The 21,376-nt window shown below is 50.2% G+C and carries 17 protein-coding genes; 8 read left to right on the top strand and 9 right to left on the bottom strand.

The window, feature by feature from the left end; genetic code table 11:
- Window positions 1–344: 344 nt before the first annotated feature.
- Window positions 345–2,396 carry an oligopeptidase B gene (locus tag DCX48_01450; GenBank protein ID QXE13284.1) on the bottom strand — a complete coding sequence of 684 codons (2,052 nt, stop codon included), beginning with the start codon at window positions 2,394–2,396 and terminating at the stop codon, window positions 345–347.
- Window positions 2,397–2,596: 200 nt separating this feature from the next.
- On the opposite strand from DCX48_01450, the gene DCX48_01445 reads away from it, so the two are divergent.
- Window positions 2,597–3,775 (top strand): formate-dependent phosphoribosylglycinamide formyltransferase, encoded by a 1,179-nt coding sequence (locus DCX48_01445; GenBank protein QXE13283.1) that lies wholly within the window; start codon window positions 2,597–2,599, stop codon window positions 3,773–3,775.
- Window positions 3,776–3,963: 188 nt separating this feature from the next.
- On the opposite strand, the gene DCX48_01440 is transcribed toward DCX48_01445, so the two are convergent.
- Both DCX48_01440 and zwf read right to left on the bottom strand, forming a co-directional pair.
- Window positions 3,964–4,605: a bifunctional 4-hydroxy-2-oxoglutarate aldolase/2-dehydro-3-deoxy-phosphogluconate aldolase gene (locus DCX48_01440; protein QXE13282.1), complete on the bottom strand. Its 642-nt coding sequence runs from the start codon at window positions 4,603–4,605 to the stop codon at window positions 3,964–3,966.
- A 167-nt stretch (window positions 4,606–4,772) separates the two neighbouring features.
- Window positions 4,773–6,248 carry a glucose-6-phosphate dehydrogenase gene (gene zwf / locus DCX48_01435; protein ID QXE13281.1) on the bottom strand — a complete coding sequence of 492 codons (1,476 nt, stop codon included), beginning with the start codon at window positions 6,246–6,248 and terminating at the stop codon, window positions 4,773–4,775.
- A 388-nt stretch (window positions 6,249–6,636) separates the two neighbouring features.
- On the opposite strand from zwf, the gene DCX48_01430 reads away from it, so the two are divergent.
- Both DCX48_01430 and pyk read left to right on the top strand, forming a co-directional pair.
- On the top strand, window positions 6,637–7,506 hold the full coding sequence (locus tag DCX48_01430) for a MurR/RpiR family transcriptional regulator (protein QXE13280.1): 870 nt from the start codon (window positions 6,637–6,639) through the stop codon (window positions 7,504–7,506).
- Between the two features lie 375 nt (window positions 7,507–7,881).
- Entirely contained in the window at window positions 7,882–9,324 is a 1,443-nt protein-coding gene (gene pyk / locus DCX48_01425; GenBank protein ID QXE13279.1) for a pyruvate kinase, read from the top strand.
- Window positions 9,325–9,434: 110 nt separating this feature from the next.
- On the opposite strand, the gene msbB is transcribed toward pyk, so the two are convergent.
- The 3 genes from msbB to znuA all read right to left on the bottom strand — a co-directional run bounded on the left by msbB (window position 9,435) and on the right by znuA (window position 12,925).
- On the bottom strand, window positions 9,435–10,412 hold the full coding sequence (msbB, locus tag DCX48_01420) for a lauroyl-Kdo(2)-lipid IV(A) myristoyltransferase (protein ID QXE13278.1): 978 nt from the start codon (window positions 10,410–10,412) through the stop codon (window positions 9,435–9,437).
- A gap of 176 nt (window positions 10,413–10,588) precedes the next feature.
- Window positions 10,589–11,911: a murein DD-endopeptidase MepM gene (gene mepM / locus DCX48_01415; GenBank protein QXE13277.1), complete on the bottom strand. Its 1,323-nt coding sequence runs from the start codon at window positions 11,909–11,911 to the stop codon at window positions 10,589–10,591.
- A 12-nt stretch (window positions 11,912–11,923) separates the two neighbouring features.
- Window positions 11,924–12,925 carry a zinc ABC transporter substrate-binding protein ZnuA gene (gene znuA / locus DCX48_01410; GenBank protein QXE13276.1) on the bottom strand — a complete coding sequence of 334 codons (1,002 nt, stop codon included), beginning with the start codon at window positions 12,923–12,925 and terminating at the stop codon, window positions 11,924–11,926.
- A 76-nt stretch (window positions 12,926–13,001) separates the two neighbouring features.
- On the opposite strand from znuA, the gene znuC reads away from it, so the two are divergent.
- Entirely contained in the window at window positions 13,002–13,760 is a 759-nt protein-coding gene (gene znuC, locus DCX48_01405) for a zinc ABC transporter ATP-binding protein ZnuC (GenBank protein QXE13275.1), read from the top strand.
- Window positions 13,757–14,542, top strand: coding sequence for a zinc ABC transporter permease subunit ZnuB (znuB, locus tag DCX48_01400; GenBank protein ID QXE13274.1), 786 nt, complete (start codon window positions 13,757–13,759; stop codon window positions 14,540–14,542). Before znuC ends, znuB begins: the two co-directional genes overlap by 4 nt.
- Window positions 14,543–14,635: 93 nt before the next feature.
- Here the strand turns inward: znuB and DCX48_01395 are convergent, their stop codons facing one another.
- Window positions 14,636–15,595: a LacI family transcriptional regulator gene (locus DCX48_01395; protein QXE17117.1), complete on the bottom strand. Its 960-nt coding sequence runs from the start codon at window positions 15,593–15,595 to the stop codon at window positions 14,636–14,638.
- Between the two features lie 459 nt (window positions 15,596–16,054).
- Here DCX48_01395 and DCX48_01390 point away from each other — a divergent pair, with 459 nt between their 5' ends.
- The 3 genes from DCX48_01390 (at window position 16,055) to DCX48_01380 (ending at window position 19,539) form a co-directional block, all read left to right on the top strand.
- Window positions 16,055–17,365, top strand: a complete 1,311-nt coding sequence (locus DCX48_01390; GenBank protein QXE13273.1) for a PTS cellobiose transporter subunit IIC — start codon at window positions 16,055–16,057, stop codon at window positions 17,363–17,365.
- A gap of 315 nt (window positions 17,366–17,680) precedes the next feature.
- Window positions 17,681–17,989: a PTS lactose/cellobiose transporter subunit IIA gene (locus DCX48_01385; protein QXE13272.1), complete on the top strand. Its 309-nt coding sequence runs from the start codon at window positions 17,681–17,683 to the stop codon at window positions 17,987–17,989.
- A 170-nt stretch (window positions 17,990–18,159) separates the two neighbouring features.
- On the top strand, window positions 18,160–19,539 hold the full coding sequence (locus DCX48_01380; GenBank protein ID QXE13271.1) for a carbohydrate porin: 1,380 nt from the start codon (window positions 18,160–18,162) through the stop codon (window positions 19,537–19,539).
- A 71-nt stretch (window positions 19,540–19,610) separates the two neighbouring features.
- On the opposite strand, the gene ruvB is transcribed toward DCX48_01380, so the two are convergent.
- Both ruvB and ruvA read right to left on the bottom strand, forming a co-directional pair.
- Window positions 19,611–20,615, bottom strand: a complete 1,005-nt coding sequence (gene ruvB, locus DCX48_01375) for a Holliday junction branch migration DNA helicase RuvB (GenBank protein QXE13270.1) — start codon at window positions 20,613–20,615, stop codon at window positions 19,611–19,613.
- A gap of 7 nt (window positions 20,616–20,622) precedes the next feature.
- Window positions 20,623–21,240 carry a Holliday junction branch migration protein RuvA gene (gene ruvA, locus DCX48_01370; GenBank protein ID QXE13269.1) on the bottom strand — a complete coding sequence of 206 codons (618 nt, stop codon included), beginning with the start codon at window positions 21,238–21,240 and terminating at the stop codon, window positions 20,623–20,625.
- Window positions 21,241–21,376 lie beyond the last annotated feature (136 nt).

Below are 21,376 nucleotides of genomic sequence, written 5' to 3'. Positions count from 1 at the left end.
CATTCCAATCTAAGACGGCTTTACCGTGGAAAACATCCCTTTCCACGGGTTACATTCTTACACAGCGAAAACGATTTTCTGCTTGCATATCGGCCCGTACAGGAGGTTAATGGGGTGGTAACCTACTCTTTTATCAAGCGAGGCAAGATATGAGTAAAGGACTAGATAGTAAAAAGAACAGCAAGAAAAAGCCCCTGAAAACGGCCGCCGAAAAAAAGGCCGATAAAAAGGCAAAGAAACCACAGGCTGATATTACCTAAGTACTAATGTTGCCTGCGTAATGTGCCATGCTGATAGGGTAAACCCGAAAACGGGTTTACCCTCATAACCGCAGTTACTAGCCTTTATTCATGACTTTCTGCAGCCTTTTCAAGCACCATCAACAGGAAAGCATACTCCAGCGCGATATCATCATAACGTTTGAAACGACCGGATTTTCCGCCGTGCCCAGCCTCCATATCGGTATACAACAGTACTAGACTATCGTCCGTTTTGACTTCCCGCAATTTCGCCACCCACTTTGCAGGCTCCCAATACTGAACCTGCGAGTCGTGTAACCCAGTAGTCACTAGCAAATGTGGGTAGTGCTGTGCGGTAACACCATCATAGGGGCTGTACTGCTTGATATAGTCATAGTAGGTTTGTTCATTCGGATCGCCCCACTCGTCATACTCCCCGGTCGTCAGCGGGATAGACTCATCCAGCATTGTCGTCAACACATCAACGAACGGAACCTGAGCGACAACGCCTTTAAACAGATCAGGGGCGATATTCACGACCGCCCCCATCAGCAGACCTCCCGCGCTGCCACCCATGGCAAACATATTTTTCCTGTCGCCATAGCCTTTTTCTACCAATGCCTGAGACACATCGATGAAATCCGTGAAGGAATGCATTTTATTGAGCAACCGACCATCGTCATACCACTGCTGCCCAAGTTCACCACCGCCGCGAATGTGCGTTAAGGCAAAAACAAACCCTCGGTCTAGCAGGCTCAGACGACTAACGCTGAAGTCAGGATCCATGCTATTACCATATGCGCCGTAGCCATAGACCAGTATCGGATTCTTACCTGGGCTGAAATGGTCGCGATGGTAAACCAACGAAACGGGCACGTCGACACCATCTCGGACCGTGATCCACAAGCGTTCGCTCCGATAGCTATCTGGGGAGAAATCTTTCACCTCGGCTTGTTTAAGTAACTGCTGTTCGCCCGTGTCCAGATTCAGTTCATACAACGTGCTGGGGGTTGTCATTGATGAATAACCATATCGCATCAATGCCGTTTCTGGCGTAGGGTTGTACGACAGCCACGTCACATAGCTCGCATCATTGAAGGTGATCGTTTTTTCTTCCTGCGTATGCCAGTGAATCTGACGTAAGCTGGTCAAACCGCGCGCTCTTTCTTCCACCACCAGCCAATCACGGAAAAGCTCAAAACTCTCCAGCACACACTGTTCACGTGGGGCAATCAGTGTTTCCAGCGCGTGCTCATCAGGCTTATCCGAACGATAAAGACCAAAGTTCTTTCCCTCTCGGTTGGAACGCAGATAAAACTGGTCCTGATAGTGATCAATACCATATTCATGATCTTTCCGACGCGGAATGTGTACCTGCGGCACCGCATCTGGGAGCGTCGCATCGAGCAGTAGAACCTCGGTCGTCGTGGTGCTGCTAAGATAAATGGTAATATAGTGCTCTGATGTCGTTTTACTCAGACTGACATAATAAGTATCGTCTTTCTCTTCATACACCAACTCATCCTGCGCCGGATCGCTGCCTAAGCGATGACGGTAGACCTGATACGGTAACAGCGTTTTCTCATGTTTACGCACGTAGTACAGCACCGTTGAATCTGCCGACCATTCAGCACCTGCGGTCACATTTTCGATCACATCCGGTAGCCATTCGTCGCGGTTCAGATCACGGAAGCGAAGCGTGTACTGCCGACGAGATAAAAAATCCTCCGAGAGTGCCAGCAGCGAGTTGCTCGGGCTAATCTCAAGCGCGCCGAGGCTATAAAATTCATGCCCCTCCGCACGTTGATTACCATCCAACAGCGTTTCCCACACTTCTGTTGCCTGCTCAGGCTGGCGCAGATAGATGGCGTACTCTTTACCCTGCTCATAGCGACTTTGGTAGCGATACCCCTTTCTGACATACGGCACAGACATATCCGTCGACGGAATACGCTTAACCATTTCATCATACAGCGATCGTTTGCGCGCCTCGTGAGGTGCCATGATGGCTTCGCTGTAGGCGTTTTCCTGTTCCAGATAGGCTAACACCTGCGGATCGGCACGCTCGTCATCACGCAGCCAGTAATAGTTGTCGATACGCGTATCGCCATGTGTACTTATCGCGTGGGGTCTTTTTTCAGCTTGCGGTGTCTTCATCGCGTCGGATCTCGTTGTCTTGACATAAAATTTTAACTCGGCAAGAAGAGTGGCACGATTGCCCAGCAATGCCAAGCCGCGTCCTTGTCTCTTGGTGCGCTTTTGCGTAACGCATTCCAAGGCGTTCCCTCTTTAATGCGTACGCAAACGTTTTCGTTTATACTGAGGCCATTTTTCACAACCCGATCAGGTATAAGGTTATGTTAACGATTGGAACCGCCCTGCGTGCGGACGCCACACGAGTGATGCTGCTTGGCTCCGGTGAATTAGGCAAAGAAGTGGCGATTGAGTGTCAGCGCCTTGGAATCGAAGTGATTGCGGTCGATCGCTATGCGGATGCACCCGCGATGCAAGTTGCGCATCGCAGCCACGTCATCAATATGCTGGATGGCGATGCATTAAAAGCGTTGGTTGAAGCCGAACGCCCTGATTACATCGTGCCGGAAATTGAGGCCATCGCTACCGACATGCTGGTCACGCTAGAAAATCAGGGTCACCATGTTGTCCCCTGTGCTGAAGCGACACGCCTGACGATGAATCGTGAAGGTATCCGTCGTCTGGCTGCAGAAACGCTCGGCGTTCCCACATCCACCTATCGTTTTGCCGATAGCGAAGAGCGCTTTCATCAGGCCGTAGAAGCCATTGGCTATCCCTGCATTGTAAAGCCCGTCATGAGTTCATCCGGCAAAGGACAAAGCCTGATTCGCTCCGCTGAGCAGTTAGCGCAGGCATGGGTCTATGCCCAACAGGGTGGACGGGCGGGTGGTGGACGCGTCATCGTTGAAGGGCTAGTTAATTTTGATTTTGAGATTACCCTCCTGACCATCCATGCCGTTGACGGAATTCATTTCTGTGCACCCATCGGCCATCGACAAGAAGACGGTGATTATCGTGAATCCTGGCAGCCACAGCGGATGAGTGCGCTGGCGCAGGAACGCGCACAGAAGATGGCCAGCGATGTTGTGAAAGCGCTTGGCGGCTATGGTCTGTTCGGCGTTGAACTGTTCGTCTGCGGCGATGAGGTTATTTTCAGTGAAGTTTCTCCTCGCCCTCACGATACCGGCATGGTGACGATGATTTCTCAGGATCTGTCCGAGTTTGCCCTGCACGTTCGCGCTTTTCTAGGGCTGCCAATTGGCGCGGTTCGTCAGTATGGCGCATCGGCTTCCGCAGTAATTTTACCGGAATTGGATAGCGACAATGTGCGCTATCAAGAACTGGAAAGCGCACTACTTCCTCATACGCAAATTCGCCTGTTTGGTAAACCAGATATCAGCGGCAAACGCCGTATGGGTGTCGCGTTAGCCAGTGCGGAAACGACAGACGATGCCATTGAAATCGCCAAGCGTGTCGCGGCGAGCGTTAAAGTCAGCGGCTGATACGTTTTATTGCTGATCGGATGAGGGAAAACCTCACTGACAGCGGACAGAATAGCCGGCCATAAAAAACGTAGGGAACGCTTTTCAACGTTGCGAAGCAACGGCCCGCAGGGTGACGGACAAGGATGTCCGTCATAAAAAAAGGCCACTCGCAGTGAGTGGCCTTCGTCATTCAGTAACCGACAAACTTAGGCTTTTGCGCCTGCAACCGCTTCACGCGCCAGTTCAGTAATACGCGCGTAATCACCACTTTCCAGTGCATCGTTCGGTACCAACCAAGAGCCACCAACGCACAGCACGCTTTTCAGCGCCAGATAATCGCGGTAGTTATTCGGCGTAATGCCACCAGTCGGGCAGAAACGGATATGAGCAAACGGCCCCCCAATTGCCTGGAGCGCTTTCACGCCGCCATTAGCTTCTGCTGGGAAGAATTTGAACTCACGCAGGCCGTAATCCATACCCAGCATCAGTTCAGACACGGTGCTGATACCTGGAATCAACGGGATGTTGCCTTCTATCGCGGCTTTCAACAGCGGCTCGGTCAGACCGGGGCTGATGGCAAACTGTGCACCGGCTTCAACCACCGCAGCCAGTTGCTGAGGGTTTGTCACCGTACCCGCACCGACTATGGCCTCTGGCACTTCTTTCGCAATCGCACGGATCGCGTCGATGGCACAGTCGGTACGCAATGTCAGTTCCAGAACGCGAACGCCGCCCGCGACTAACGCTTTTGCCATCGGCACAGCGTGTTCCAGTTTGTTGACCACAATCACAGGAACAACGGGACCCGTTGTCAAAATCTGTTCCGCGCTCGTTTTCCAGTTTTTCATCAAAAATTATCTCCAGTCATGCCCGAAGGCATCATTAATTATATAGCGCGCCCCTGCCACAGGGATCTGCGTCGCCGCAGATGTCCGACCGCACCGTTAGCCATACATTAAAACGGTGGAATGCCTAATAACCTCAGCATTCCCGTTACTGACTTGTTATCAAAAAGTCACTCAAACTCATTCCAGGAACGGCCATCGCGGGTAATCATCGCGACGGATGCTACCGGACCCCAGCTTCCTGCCTGATACGGCTTCGGCGCATCATTATCCATCGCCCAGGCTTCCATGATGGAATCCACCCATTTCCAGGCTTCTTCAACTTCATCACGGCGAACGAACAACGCCTGAATCCCACGCATGGTTTCCAGCAACAGACGCTCATAGGCATCCGCCAAGTGCTGCTGATTAAAGGTTTCCGAGAAGCTCAGGTCCAGCTTCACCGTTTGCAGACGGTGCTTGTGCTCTAATCCTGGGATTTTATTCAGAATCTGGATTTCCACGCCTTCATCCGGCTGCAAACGGATGATCAGTTTGTTTTGCGGTAACTGCTGGTAAGAATCATGGAACAGGTTCAGTGCTGGATTTTTAAAGTACACCACCACTTCTGAACATTTCGTTGGCAGACGTTTACCGGTACGCAGATAGAACGGCACGCCAGACCAGCGCCAGTCATCAATGTCGACACGAATTGCGACAAAGGTTTCCGTGCTGCTGCTTTTGTTCGCACCCTCTTCTTCCAGGTAGCCCGGCACTTTATGTCCCTGAACAAAGCCAGAAGAGTATTGGCCACGCACCGTCGTTTCATGCACATTGGAGCGATTGATACGACGCAGCGAGCGCAACACTTTTACTTTTTCATCACGGATGCGGTCGGTCGTCAAATCAGACGGCGGCGACATTGCAATCATCGTCAGAATCTGTAACAGGTGGTTCTGGATCATGTCACGCATCTGGCCGGCTTTATCAAAATAGCCCCAGCGTCCTTCAATTCCGACTTCTTCGGCTACCGTGATCTGTACATGATCGATCGTCCTGTTGTCCCAATTTGAGGAGAACAGCGAGTTGGCAAAACGCAGCGCCAGCAGGTTCAGAACGGTTTCTTTACCCAGATAGTGGTCGATACGGTAAACTTGACACTCGTTGAAGAATTCCGCGACCTGATCATTAATGGCACGGGAAGACGCCAGATCGGTACCCAGCGGTTTCTCCATCACCACGCGTGCAGGCTCTTTATTCAGCCCTGCGGTTCCCAACCCTTTGCAGATCGCTCCGAATGTGCTGGGTGGCATCGCAAAATAGTTGATCGTGGTACGATTTTTCTGGTCAAGCATCTTGCCCAGCTTGTTGAAAGCTTTCGTGTCTTCCACATCAAGATTGCAGAAATCCAGCCGACTGCTTAGCGTTTCCCACAACTTATCGTCGATGGCTTCTTTCATAAAGGTGTCAAGCGCTTCGCGCACGACGCGGGTATACTCCGCTTTATCCCAATCCGCACGGCCCACCCCAATAATTTTGGTGTCCGCATGGATGTGACCTGCTTTTTCCAACTGGTACAGGGAAGGCAGCAATTTACGGCGCGCCAGATCGCCCTTGGCACCGAAAATAACCAGATCGCACGCTTGGGCTGTTGAAGTTACCGCCATGTTCATCTCCTCGTTGCAGGATGCTGTAATTTTATTACAGCGATAATGTACTCTTTTTGACTACAGCCAGTAAACCCATCATAAAAATGCCAAATAATGGTCGGTATTGACTGAAAACAATGCGTAAATCGGTCTGTGCAGTGGCTGAAGTCACTTATGCATTCGCCCTAAAACGAAATTTTTCGTCGTTTCTGACAGTCAATTACTTTTCTGAAAGTTAGACACATGTCATGTTCTGGCAAAAAAAGGCCCCAACTTAGCGTGTTGCCCTCTGCCAACCACCACAGGGTCGTAGTATATTTTCACGTAATGAATGCCAGTTGTACCTTTAGTTGAAATTGGAAAAACTTAAGTTGAAATTGGAAAAAACTTACATGGCCCTTGTCGTATGAATATGCTGGAAAAAATCCAGAGTCACTTAGAACTCTTGAGCAAATCAGAAAGGAAAGTGGCTGAAGTGATTCTGAGCACTCCACAGACGGCCATTCACTCCAGCATCGCGACCTTAGCCAAAATGGCCGACGTGAGCGAGCCAACGGTTAATCGCTTCTGTCGTCGCCTTGAAACTAAAGGTTTTCCCGATTTTAAACTACATCTGGCGCAAAGTCTGGCGAACGGTACACCGTATGTGAACCGTAACGTGGAAGAAGATGACAGCGTTGACGCCTATACCAGTAAAATCTTTGAATCCGCGATGGCTGGCTTAGAGCAGGTAAAATCGAGCCTTGATTTTGCCGCGGTCAACCGCGCTGTGGATTTACTGACGCAGGCGAAGAAAATCTCTTTTTTTGGTCTAGGCGCTTCCGCAGCGGTCGCACACGATGCGATGAACAAATTTTTCCGCTTCAATATCCCCGTCGTTTATTTTGATGACATCGTTATGCAGCGCATGAGTTGCATGAATTCCAGCGACGGTGACGTCGTGGTATTGATCTCCCATACCGGTAGAACCAAAAGTCTGGTCGAAATGGCGCAGTTGGCACGCGAAAACGATGCGACGGTGATCGCCATCACTTCAGACGGCACGCCGCTGGCGCGTGAAGCCTCGCTGGCCTTGCGACTTGACGTGCCTGAAGATACCGATGTCTATATGCCGATGGTATCCCGCATCGCTCAGTTGACGCTAATCGACGTTCTGGCTACGGGGTTCACACTGCGTCGCGGGGAAAAATTTCGTGATAACCTGAAACGGGTCAAAGAGGCCTTGCGTGAATCACGCTTTGATAAAGACGAACGATTGATTAATCCTTTCAGGTGATAGGTAAGTTTTACGTTGTGCTTTGTTTTTAGTTATATCCTAAATAATTCGAGTTTCAGGAAGGCGGCAAGCGAAGGAGTCCCGATGAGCTTACTCAAGTAAGTGATTCGGGTGAGTAAGCGAAGCCAACGCACATGCAACTTGAAGTATGACGGGTAACAAAAATGAGCGGTATCATCTACCTGCCTCATCTCAATGTGGCCAGAGGCCACGGTTATGGAAAGATGGCAGGGATTACCTGTACAGTATGATAATCAGACTCAACTCGATGTTCGGATAACGCAGGTGAAATAGTTTTGTTGTAAAGTGACATTTTGCACCGTTATTCGACGCTTAATCGCAACACTACAGCTTCACAAGTGAACGGAGTTATACATGTCCAGACGGCTCAGAAGAACCAAGATTGTTACCACCCTGGGGCCCGCTACCGACCGCGATAATAATCTCGAAAAGATTATCAATGCGGGCGCTAACGTTGTACGCATGAATTTTTCTCACGGCACAGCAGAAGACCATCAATTACGTGCCAACAAAGTTCGTGAAATTGCGGCTAAATTAGGCCGCCATGTTGCCATTCTTGGCGATCTACAGGGTCCAAAAATTCGTGTTTCTACCTTCAAAGAAGGTAAAATCTTCCTGAATATCGGCGACAAATTCTTGCTGGATGCCAACTTAGCGAAAGGCGAAGGCGATAAAGAAAAAGTCGGGATCGATTACAAAGGCTTGCCGAGCGACGTGGTGCCTGGCGATATCCTGTTACTGGATGACGGCCGCGTACAGCTGAAAGTCCTCCAAGTTGAAGGCCTGAAAGTTTACACCGAAGTCACCATTGGTGGCCCGCTGTCTAACAATAAAGGCATCAACAAACTCGGTGGCGGTCTGTCTGCCGAAGCCCTGACGGAAAAAGATAAAGCCGACATTATTACTGCTGCAAAAATTGGCGTCGACTATCTGGCAGTCTCTTTCCCACGCACCGGTGAAGACCTCAACTACGCACGCCGCCTCGCACGCGACGCAGGCTGTAACGCCAAGATCGTATCAAAAGTTGAACGTGCTGAAGCAGTCTGCTCAGATGCCGCAATGGATGACATTATTCTGGCTTCCGACGTGGTAATGGTCGCAAGGGGCGATCTGGGTGTTGAAATCGGTGACCCTGAGCTGGTAGGGATTCAGAAGAAATTGATTCGCCGTGCCCGTCAGTTGAATCGTGCAGTCATTACGGCCACGCAGATGATGGAATCGATGATCACCAATCCGATGCCGACACGCGCCGAGGTAATGGACGTCGCCAACGCCGTGCTGGATGGCACCGATGCGGTGATGCTCTCAGCAGAAACCGCTGCGGGTCAATATCCGGCTGAAACCGTCGCTGCCATGGCGAAAGTGTGTTTAGGTGCGGAAAAAATCCCAAGCATCAACGTCTCCAAGCATCGCCTTGACGTGCAGTTTGATAACACGGAAGAATCCATCGCGATGTCTTCCATGTATGCAGCCAACCACCTGAAAGGGGTTACTGCACTGATTGCCATGACGGAGTCTGGCCGTACCGCTCTGATGATGTCTCGTATCAGTTCTGGCTTGCCGATTTTCGCCATGTCTCGCCATGAGCACACACTGAACCTGACCGCGCTGTATCGCGGCGTCACACCGGTACATTTCGACAGCTATACGGATGGCGTTGCCGCGGCCAATGATGCGGTGATCCTACTGCGTGATAAAGGGTTCCTGATGTCTGGGGATCTGGTCATCGTCACACAAGGTGACATCATGGGTACCGTAGGCACAACCAACACCATTCGCATTCTGCGCGTGGAATAATCATTGTAATCACCGATCCGCTGCTAAGTTAGCGGTCGATATTATGATAGTAAAAAGCCGGACGATTTCTCATCCGGCTTTTTTATCCATGCGGCTATACGCTACTCATCTCACTTCTTGTTGCGATACAACTCATCCCGACAATATGGCTCAATCTCACCCGGCTTGCGGGTTTTCAACAGCTTCAGAATCCAGGTGTACTGTTCAGGGTTCGGTCTGACCAGAATTTCCACTTCTTCATTCATGCGCCGTGCAATATATGCATCATCCGCTTCCGCCAAATCGTCCATCGGCGGACGAATAAACACATCCAGGCAACCATCTTTGGCGTTATATACCGGAAACAACGGTACGATATCAGCGCGACACACTTTCATCAGCCGTCCGACAGCAGGTAGCGTTGCCTTATAGGTTGCAAAGAAATCAACGAACTCGCTATGCTCAGGGCCGTGATCTTGATCGGGTAAGTAATACCCCCAGCATCCAGAGCGTACGGAGCTGATAAACGGCTTAATACCGTCATTGCGAGCATGAATGCGTCCACCAAAACGACGGCGTAGCCGATTCCACCAATAATCCACCAGCGCATTCTTCTGATTATGGAACATTGCCGCCATGCGCTGTCCGCGAGAAGTCAGCAACATCGCAGGAATATCAACACCCCATCCATGCGGAACCAAAAAAATCACGTTTTTCTCTTGCGCTTTAATACGTTCAAGAATGTCTTCGCCGTGCCAACGAACATATTTTTCGATTTTCTTTGGGTTACGAATTCCCACTTCAACCATCATGATCATCGACTGAGGCGCTGTCGCAAACATGTCATCGATGATGGTTTCGCGCTGTGCTTCCGTTAACTCTGGCATGCAATACAGCAGATTAATGCGGGCACGGCGGCGAGCACCTTTTGATATTCTCCCGACAAAACGCCCTAACCCACCCAATACTGGGTTTCTTAACCGAGCGGGAATATAGGCAGTAAGTGCCATCACGCCAACGCCTAACCAAACACCCCAATAGCGCGGATGAAAAAAGGCGCGTTGAAACTGGGGAACAAATTCAGCGTTCGATTTTTTTTCTTTTTCCATGCCTAAACTCTTCATATCAATCAATAAACATAATCATAATTGCTGCTCGGCGTTTAGCAACACCCACTGACAATTAAGCAAAAACACGTCTGCTCGACAATAAAAAATCAGGGGCAGCTGTTCTATAAATGAAAATGCCGGCAGCAAGCCACCGGCACAACATGCAGTCAGTATGGTTAATCAAACTTAAGCTGCGGCACCACTTCCTTCACCTGCGCCAGATAATCACGACGATCTTTACCCGCCAGCCCTTCAGAACGCGGCAGCTGAGCCGTCAGCGGGTTTACCGCCTGCTGGTTTATCCAGAATTCGTAGTGCAGGTGCGGGCCAGTGGAACGACCAGTGTTACCAGACAACCCGATGCGATCGCCACGTTTCACTTTCTGCCCAGGTTTAACCAATATGCGATTTAGGTGCATAAATCGCGTCGTATACTGGCGACCATGACGAATCACTACATAGTTACCCGCTGCACCGCTGCGTTTCGCAATCACCACTTCACCATCCCCGACGGCCAGAACTGGCGAACCGACTGGCATGGCAAAATCGACCCCTTTATGCGGCGCAACACGCCCAGTCACCGGGTTCAAACGACGCGGATTGAAGTTGGAGGAAATACGGAATTGTTTCATGGTCGGAAAACGCATAAAGCCACGCGTCAAACCGGAACCTTCACGATCGTAGAATTTACCGTCTTCTGCCCGAATAGCGTAATAGTCTTTACCGCCAGTATTCAAACGAACGCCGACCAGTTCGCTCTGTTCACTTTTGCCATCGAGCATTTCGCGGGACATCAGGACAGAGAAGGTGTCGTCTTTGCGTAACTTACGGAAATCCAACTGCCATTGCAGCGCTTTGATCACTTCCCGCACTTCTGTGCTGGTCAAACCGGCGCTTTTCGCGCTACTGACAAAGCTGCCACTGACCCGACCATTCAGAACACTGTTGCGCCACTCGCCTTTCAGCGTCTCAATACGCTCTTTGAAATCGGCACCTACGCGCTCATAAATACGTGTTTCGCGGCGAGACATCTGCCAGGTCAAACTTTGCAGATCGCCGTTTTCTGCCAGAGTCCACGAAATTTGCTGACCAATTTTCAGGTTACGTAAATCTTTATTCTGCTCTGCGAGCTGAGTGACATCCGCGATATCGATACCGTACTGTGTCAAAATGCTGCTTAAGGTATCACCCGTAGAAACCACGTACTCATGTACGCCACCTTCATCGGCAACCTTATCATCGAGCTCATCTTGCGGAATGTCGTCATCTGGCGAGGGTTGGTCTATCGGTTCACTGGCTTCAGGCGTCAGCGTACGCAGTTGGCTGGTTTCCAGGTCGATATCTTTCACGATGGCGGGAGCATCATCGACATGGGGGTAAACAAAAGGCCGCCAAACAGCAACGGCCAATGTCACAACGGTAAGCGACCCCAGCATGACGCGATGGGGCCGAGGTAAACTGTTATACGCCAGAGCGATAGTTCGGACTATCTGCTGCACTTATTCGTATCCTCATGATTTTTCCTCCAGACAGCTCACATACTGGTTCGATAGCTGCAACAAGAAATCGGCATAGCTATCTCTACCCAGTGCAATGTTGCTTCCCAATGGATCGAGCACACCCGAGCGCACGTCGGTTCCCTTGGCAACAGCATTAATAACGGCTGGCCTGAATTGTGGTTCAGCAAAAACGCATACGGCTTTGTGCTCAACCAACTGTGTTCGTATTTGATGTAAACGCTGTGCACCGGGCTGAATTTCGGGGTTAACCGTAAAGTAACCCAAGGGATTTAACCCGTAGTGTTTCTCAAAGTAGCCATAGGCATCATGAAACACGAAATAGCCTCTACCCTGCACAGGCGCTAGCATCTTAACAATTTTTTCATCTGCTTGCGCAATTTTATCCGTAAAATAAAGCAGATTCGCGTCTAGTTTGTCCTTATTCTGAGGCATAAGTTCCAATAATTTTGCATGAATGGCGGTTGCCGCCTGTTTTGTCATCTCCGGTGAGAGCCAAATGTGCATATTGTACTCGCCATGATGGTGACCATCGTCGCCGTCATCATGGGCCGCATGGCTATGATCGTGGCCTTTTTCATGCTCATCATGTGCCTGCCCATGGTCATCTTCATGATCGTGTCCGGCTTCTTTTTCCAGCTCAGATTTAATGCCGGGTAGTACGGAAAGCGCGATCTGTTTTGTGGATGGAATTTTCGCTAACGGTTTCCCAAGGAAAGCTTCCATTTCCGGCCCGACCCAAATCACCAGATCGGCAGACTGTAAACGCTGGACATCAGACGGGCGCAAGGCATAATCGTGAGGCGACGCGCCATCAGGTAACAAAACCTCGGTTGGCGTCACACCATCGGCAATGGCCGACGCAATGAACCCTAAAGGACGAATTGACGTAATTACCGCAGCGGATGCCGCGCTGATTGACATCCCGCATGCGAGTAGCGCACTGGCAACAAACACACTTTTTAACCATTTTTTTTGCTGAATAGATTGCTGCATGAAAGTCGATCCCATCGATTTTTGTCGTGTTGTTTGTTATATTATAACATTACATGGGTTATGCAAACCGAATTATATGTCTACATTGGTATCACTTAATAATATTTCAGTGACATTTGGCAGTCGGAAGATCCTGTCAGATATCTCTCTGACCTTGCAGGCAGGTCGAATTCTGACGCTGCTGGGGCCAAATGGCGCAGGGAAATCGACGCTGGTGCGCGTGGTATTGGGGCTGCTTGCACCCACCTCCGGTTCACTGGTGCGGGATCCCGCATTGCGTATCGGTTACGTTCCGCAGAAGCTGCATCTGGATACCACCCTGCCCCTGACCGTCAGCCGCTTTATGCAACTGCGCCCCGGCGTGAAAAAGCAGGATATCTTACCCGCCCTCAAACGTGTTCAGGCTGCACATCTGCTGGAACAGCCGATGCAGAAACTCTCCGGTGGCGAAACCCAGCGCGTGCTGTTAGCCCGCGCACTGCTCAATCAGCCCCAACTTCTAGTTCTGGATGAACCGACACAGGGTGTCGATGTCAATGGGCAAATGGCACTGTACGATCTGATTAATCAGTTGCGGCAGGAATTCCACTGCGGCGTGCTGATGGTGTCGCACGATCTGCATTTGGTGATGGCAAAAACCGATGAAGTTCTCTGCCTTAATCAACATGTTTGCTGCTCCGGCACGCCTGAAGTCGTTTCCCTTCACCCCGAATTTTTAGCGATGTTTGGCCACCGCGGCGCGGAGCAATTAGCCATTTATCGCCATCATCATAATCATCGTCATGACCTACAAGGACGTATCATTCTGAAAAGACAAGGTGGAAACGACGCATGATAGAACTGCTATTTCCCGGTTGGTTGGCAGGGATTTTACTGGCGATTGCGGCAGGCCCACTCGGTTCGTTCGTCGTCTGGCGGCGGATGTCTTATTTTGGCGATACGCTGGCGCACGCATCCTTGCTTGGCGTCGCATTCGGCCTACTGCTGAACATTAACCTGTTTTCTGCCGTCATTGCCGTGACGCTCATTCTTGCACTGGGCCTCGTCTGGCTAGAGCGTCGTCCCTACCTGGCTGTCGATACGTTACTCGGCATCATGGCTCACAGCGCCCTGTCGCTTGGATTGGTTGTCGTCAGCCTGATGAACAATGTACGTGTGGATTTAATGGCCTACCTATTTGGTGATTTACTCTCCGTCACAACAGAGGACCTGTGGGTGATCGGTGCTGGTGTGATAATCGTTGTCGCTGTTATGCGTTGGCAATGGCGCGCACTGCTTTCCATGACGATTAGCCCAGAACTGGCACACGTCGATGGAGTGAAGATACAACGCACCAAGCTGCTTTTAATGCTGACTACCGCATTAACGATTGGCATCGCCATGAAATTTGTTGGCGCACTGATCATTACCTCACTGTTGATTATTCCCGCCGCCAGCGCCAGACGCTTCGCACGGACGCCGGAACAAATGGCAATCATCGCCGTTATGATTGGAATGATTGCTGTAACGGGCGGCTTAGCTTTCTCAGCTGGCTACAATACACCAGCCGGACCGTCTGTGGTGCTGTGTGCATCACTGCTATTTATTGTCAGCCTGCTTAAGCCACAACCCGCTTAGCCAACAATAAAAACTAAAAAGAAAAAGCCCCTCTGAGCACACGCTTCAGAGGGGCTTTTTCTTTTTAAGATCGGTAATTTCGCGCGAACAGCGTTAGTTCCTATTAGCCATATCGGGGATAATTAAATCGCCGCGCAAGACATACGATCCCAACACACCCTGCGTTTTTTCATTAAGCCAAGACACGATTCTGGCCGCCACCGCATCCATCGAATATTCAATCGCCGGTATCGCCGGAATGCCAGGAATATCAAGAGAACCGGCAAGGCTGAATACCATAATGTCTTTTGGCACAGATTTATTAAACGCCTGAAGCTGTGTGATGACACGTTTTGCTTCTTGCTCATCAGCGACCAAAAGCGCATTGAAATTCAGCGTCGTGCTGTTATTGAGCAACACTTGCAGCGCAACCGACGACGAGGAAGACGCATCCATAAAAATCAGGTTGCGGTTAAACGGCAAGAAGTTATTTTCCAGTGCCCGTTTATACCCTAACAGAACCTGTTCCGCAGAGCTGCTGGCAGCAGGATTGATCAGCGCGATTTGACGCCTTCCTTGACGAATCAGGTAATTACATGCCGTTTCTGTGGCGAAAGCGTGATCGAATTGCAGGCTGTTGGTGGTATCCGCCTCCATACAATCGATCAGAATGATGCTCTTATCGGCCAGATTCAGTGGAAAGCGCGCACCGATGATTAAAATATCATCACACAAGCCACTAGTCAGTTCATCCAGCACATTCATCACTTCTGCCCTGCTGCTGGCAAACCGCAACAAGAGATGTTTTTGATGCCGACTAAAGTGTTTTTCCAACGCATAAAGATAGCCAGTTGTCTGGTTGATGTTGTCCTGAGCGCAAATGACGCCAATACATCCGGTTGACTGGCTTAACAGCGATTGGGCGATGACGTTTGGCCGATATTTCAGCTCATCAACCGCTTTTAACACTGCAAGGCGGCTGGCTTCCTTTACGCCGCGTGAACCACTCAACACCCGGGAGACTGTGGCTTTGGACACCCCAGCTAAACGCGATACATCGTTGATTGTAGACATCATTTGCCCCTGGAAAAACGCTAAACCCGACTTGAAACCCTTAACACCAACAGCGCATTGTATTGCTTCGCAGTATAACCGTTTCCATTCAGCATGGAAACCGATTATCCATTTAACATCCAATAGGCATTCCTGCCAATAAGATGTGATGTAAATCTAATTAATACCGCCAGAAACCATCACATATTGACGGTCATCACACTTCTCTTTTCTTTGCATGGAAAACGGTTTCCATATGATATCCAATCATCTTAGCAATAAGTTTTTACATCCTGCTTGGCGGAAAATGCGGTCCGTCGCGGAAGACATATAACGGATATAGGCTCACTTTCACAAAAGGCTGCCACATACGATTTATCTATCCGACCTGCTAATACAATGGGTTACGGTATGCAACGTGGCGATATGTACTTGATGATGATCTGTCGCCGTTGCGGTGGCACACGAGAAGGTGTTCACATGAGTTCCTTATATCAATCGATGATTGCCACTATCGAACAATCGATTACCCCGCTGGCTGGGCGTTTGGGGCAACAAAAGTATGTGATCGCTATCCGCGATGGTTTTACCGCCGCGCTCCCCTTTATGATCATCGGCTCATTTATGTTGGTGTTTATTTTCCCCCCGTTCTCTGCCAATACCACCGTCGGATTTGCCCGCACCTGGTTGGACTTTTCCATCACCTACCGCGAACAGCTGATGCTGCCTTTCGAGCTGAGCATGGGCGTGATGACATTTTTCATTTCCGTGGGCGTCGGGGCCAGCCTGGGGCGACAGTTTAACCTCGATTCAGTGATGTCCGGTCTGCTGGCATTTATGGCTTTTCTGCTCGTCGCTGCTCCTTACGCCGATGACAAAATTTCTACTGAATACCTGTCAGGGCAAGGGATATTCACCGCTTTACTGACCTCTATCTATTCCACCCGTGTTTATGCCGCGCTGAAACAGCACAACATTACCATTCGTTTACCGAAAGAAGTGCCGACGGGGGTTGCTCGCTCGTTTGAAATCCTCATTCCCGTGTTGGTTATTGTCGCGACACTGCATCCACTCAACCTCTTCATTGAAGCGCAAACGGGCATGATCATTCCCGAAGCGATTATGCATCTGCTGGCGCCGCTGGTTTCTGCCTCAGACTCTCTGCCTGCCATCCTTCTGTCTGTGCTGCTGTGTCAGCTTTTCTGGTTTTCGGGGATCCACGGCTCACTGATTGTAACGGGCATCATGAATCCATTCTGGATGACCAATCTGGCCGTGAATCAAGCCGCGCTCGCGGCAGGCGATGTGCTGCCACATATCTATTTACAGGGTTTTTGGGATCACTATCTGTTGATTGGTGGCGTAGGGTCAACGCTACCGCTGGCTTTCCTGCTGTTACGCAGCAAAGTGACTCACCTACGCACCATAGGCAGAATGGGCATCGTACCGAGCTTCTTTAACATCAACGAGCCTATCATGTTCGGTGCACCCATCATTATGAACCCGATGTTGTTCATCCCCTTTGTCTTCGTACCGATGGTTAACGCCGTGCTGGCTTACACGGCAACCAAAATGGGGTGGCTGGCACAGGTCGTATCGCTAACGCCCTGGACGACACCAGCACCCATTGGTGCATCGTGGGCCGCAAACTGGAGTTTCAGCCCGTTTATCATGTGCATGCTGTGTATGCTGTTTTCCGCATTAATGTATTTACCGTTCCTGCGGGCTTATGAACATACGTTGATGAAAAGCGAGGAACAAAAAATGCAGAGCAATCTATACACCAAATAATTCGAGTTTCAGGAAGGCGGCAAGAGAAGGAATCCCGATGAGCTTACTCAAGTAAGTGATTCGGGTAAGTGAACGTAGCCAACGTACATGCAACTTGAAGTATTACGGGTATATCGATGACAAAAACAGCGAGTAGTAATTAATGAAGTGAATAAAGAACGAGTTAAACATATTAAATAGAAGAAAGAAAATAAAGCGTTCGGACGCGGCATATTTTTATTATTCATATTCACCGTTCTGACTAGTATTTAAGAGCGCGGCATAGGGAATAAAACTATTGCCGCGAGTATTCTGTCACATAAAAAAATAGGTCATATGATGATTACATTAGAAGATGCAGTAATGGAAATTATCGTCAATGCTGGGCAGTCACGCAGCCTGTGTTTTGAGGCACTGCACGCTGCACGTAAAGGCAACATTGATGAAGCCAAAAATCTGTTGAAAGAAGCCGATGGCTACGCGCGCAAGGCACACCATATGCAAACTCAGCTGATCGAACAGGATGCAGGTGAAGCCAGACAGCCGATGACGTTAATTATGGTTCATGCTCAAGATCATTTAATGACATCATTACTCGCCCGCGAATTATCAGAAGAAATAATTCACCTTTATCAACGACAATAATGTAAATAATGAACGCCTCTTAAAGGGAGGGTCGATTACGTCGGTTATTTAATTACGTTGCACTATTAGAAAAATAACAATCACCTTGTTCTGAGCGCCGTGCCATTATTCACGTCAATCAGAGCGGGATGGTTATTGTCTGAATAATAACTTACTGAATTGAGATGACTATGAAAAGTTGCAAAAAACTTCCAGTTACGCTGGCAGTGCTGGCCGCCCTTTGCTCCAGTTCCGCACTCGCACAAGAAATCATTACTCAGGAACAACTCGATCGTGCCGTTGCTCAGGCCGTGGAAAAAGCGCTGGCGGAGCGTCAGGCCAAGTTAGACGCGATTGCCAGCAAACAGGTCGATCCTCTGACGACGCCTGAGTCCCCCAAAACCCCTGACATGGCGATACCGTATGGCGTCGCATTCACTGGCTATGCGCGTTACGGCGCGCAATTCCAGAGCGGTGACCAGAAATATGTTGCGGTTGACGGTTCCTATAACGGTGCTTCCGCACTCGGTCGTCTGGGTAACGAAGGTAACGGTGGTGAATTTCAGCTTTCCAAAGCTTTCAAAGGTGACAACGGCGCTATCTGGGATGTCGTCGTGATGATCGACCACTGGGGCGACGAAGTTAACCTGAAAAAAGCCTATGCAGGCGTCACCAATCTTTTCGCCTCTCAGCCCAACGCCTATCTCTGGGCGGGACGTGATTTCCACCAGCGTCCACAGCAAGGTATCAACGATTACTTCTGGATGAACCATGACGGTCAAGGTGCGGGGATAAAAAACGTTGATATCGGCGGTGTTCGATTCGATGTGGCAGCCGTCGGTGCCGTGGAGTCCTGTAATCCTGAGGTGATGGAGGATAATGCGAACCCCTCACGCATCAGTTGTACCGGCAGCTCCGGCACAGGCGATAAGGGCAATTACGCGCTGACCTCCAAAGTGCATGGCATCAAGCTAGGGCCGTTGGATCTTGCGCTGTACGCTAACTACGGTTTTGACTCAAAAGCGGTGAATAACGATGAGCGGATGAAGGCCTGGCAAGGCGGTGCAGTCCTGAGCCACACAGGGAAAAATAGCCTCAATCAGTTTATCACCCGCTATTCGGACAATGCGGATAACAGCGTTTACAACAAAACGAATAACCTGAAAACCTTCTATGCCAGCTTCGAAGGTAAGTACAAATTCACACCGCAAACGCAGGTCGAATATTTGCTGGCCTACCACGACTACTCGAACGACTCTGCGAGTCAGGACGACCGTCGTAACTACAATGCCATCGTTCGCCCTATGTATTTCTGGAATGACGTGCATTCTACCTGGCTTGAAGCCGGCTATCAGCATGTGGACTACGGTCAGGGCGGTGACAACAAAGGGTGGAAACTGACACTTTCCCAGAATGTCTCGATTGCCATGGGACCGGAGTTCAGACCGATGTTGCGCTTCTATGTGACTGGCGGAGAAGTGGATAACAAACACACCGCGCGGACAACGACTGGGGTCAATACGCAGCTCGACTCGTTCAACGTTGGGGCAATGTGGGAAGCCTGGTTCTGATTACCTAAATTTAGGGAGACTGTATAGTCTCCCTAAATATGGACGATGTAGAAAAACGTGCTCAAACGATACTATTCTTCACGCGTTAAGCCAAAATGCCGATAGGCATGCTGAGTCGCCATTCGGCCACGCGGCGTACGCTGGATGAACCCTTGTTGAATCAGAAACGGTTCCAATACATCTTCAATGGTTTCCCGTTCTTCGCCAATCGCGGCGGCTAAATTGTCTAGCCCGACAGGGCCACCCATGAATTTATCGATGATTGCCAACAGCAGCTTACGGTCCATGTAGTCAAAGCCTTCGGTATCTACAGCAAGCATATCCAACGCCTGCGTCGCCACTGTTCCAGTAATCGCACCTTCCGATTTAACCTCGGAGAAATCGCGCACCCGGCGCAATAATCGGTTGGCGATACGCGGCGTACCACGCGCACGGCGAGCCACTTCAAGGGAGCCTTCCTGCGTCAGATCCAGTCCCAAACACTGGGCGCTGCGGCCAACGATATACTGCAAATCGGCTACATTATAAAACTCTAGACGCTGCACAATACCAAAGCGATCGCGCAGCGGTGAGGTTAACGACCCCGCTCGCGTCGTTGCACCAATCAGTGTGAAAGGAGGCAGATCGAGTTTAATTGAGCGAGCAGCGGGCCCTTCACCGATCATGATATCCAACTGGTAATCTTCCATTGCCGGATACAGTACTTCTTCCACAACCGGTGACAGACGATGGATTTCATCGATAAATAGCACATCATGCGGTTCGAGATTGGTCAGCAGCGCGGCAAGGTCGCCAGCTTTTTCCAACACTGGGCCTGATGTCGTGCGCATATTCACGCCCATTTCATTGGCGACAATATTCGCCAACGTCGTTTTACCCAAGCCGGGGGGCCCAAAAATTAGCAGATGATCCAGCGCATCCCCACGTTTACGCGCAGCCTGGATGAAAATTTCCATCTGTTCACGCACCTGCGGCTGGCCCACATATTCTTTCAGCAGTTTAGGCCGCATCGCTCGGTCGAGAAATTCTTCTTCTGGAACGGCGTCAGCGGAAATTAAACGGTCGGCTTCTATCATCAATACCTCACAGCGCCGCGCGCAGTGCATCCCTGATTAGGGTTTCACAGTCTGCATCGGGACGCGCGATCTTGGAAATCATGCGGCTGGCTTCCTGCGGTTTGTAGCCCAGCGCCACCAGTGCCGCTGCGGCTTCCGCTTCGGGTTCGCCAACGCGATTGTCTACGTTAGCAGGTGACGTCAGCGGAATATCACTGACCGAATTAAACAGATCGCCGCTCAGGCCCTTGAAGCGATCTTTCATTTCAACAACCAGCCTTTCCGCCGTTTTCTTACCCACGCCCGGAAGTTTAATCAACGCGCCAATTTCTTCGCGCTCAACCGCGCTGACAAACTGCGTTGCGGACATCCCAGAGAGAATCGCCAGCGCCAGTTTCGGCCCAACGCCATTCACTTTAATCAACTCGCGGAACAGCGCCCTTTCCTGCTTATCATTAAAACCGAACAGCAGTTGCGCATCTTCGCGGACAACAAAATGGGTAAAAATAATCGCTTCCTGATTGAGCTCAGGGAGTTCGTAAAAGCACGTCATCGGCATATGGACTTCGTAACCCACACCGTTAGCTTCTATCAGCACCTGCGGCGGCTGTTTTTCCAGGATAATGCCTCTGAGACGACCTATCACGTTGCGCTTCCTTTTACATAGGGAATGAATGACTTGAAGTATGACGAATATATAACATAAAAAAGGCTGGATGAATATCCAGCAATACCGATCGTTTAAGCATCAAGATACACGGGGCGACCACAGGGGTGAGGCG

The organism is Pectobacterium atrosepticum, from assembly GCA_019056595.1.
Classification (GTDB): Bacteria; Pseudomonadota; Gammaproteobacteria; order Enterobacterales; family Enterobacteriaceae; genus Pectobacterium; species Pectobacterium atrosepticum.
Note: the sequence above shows the minus strand (reverse complement) of the source record. Positions and strands in the feature narration are given on the sequence as shown.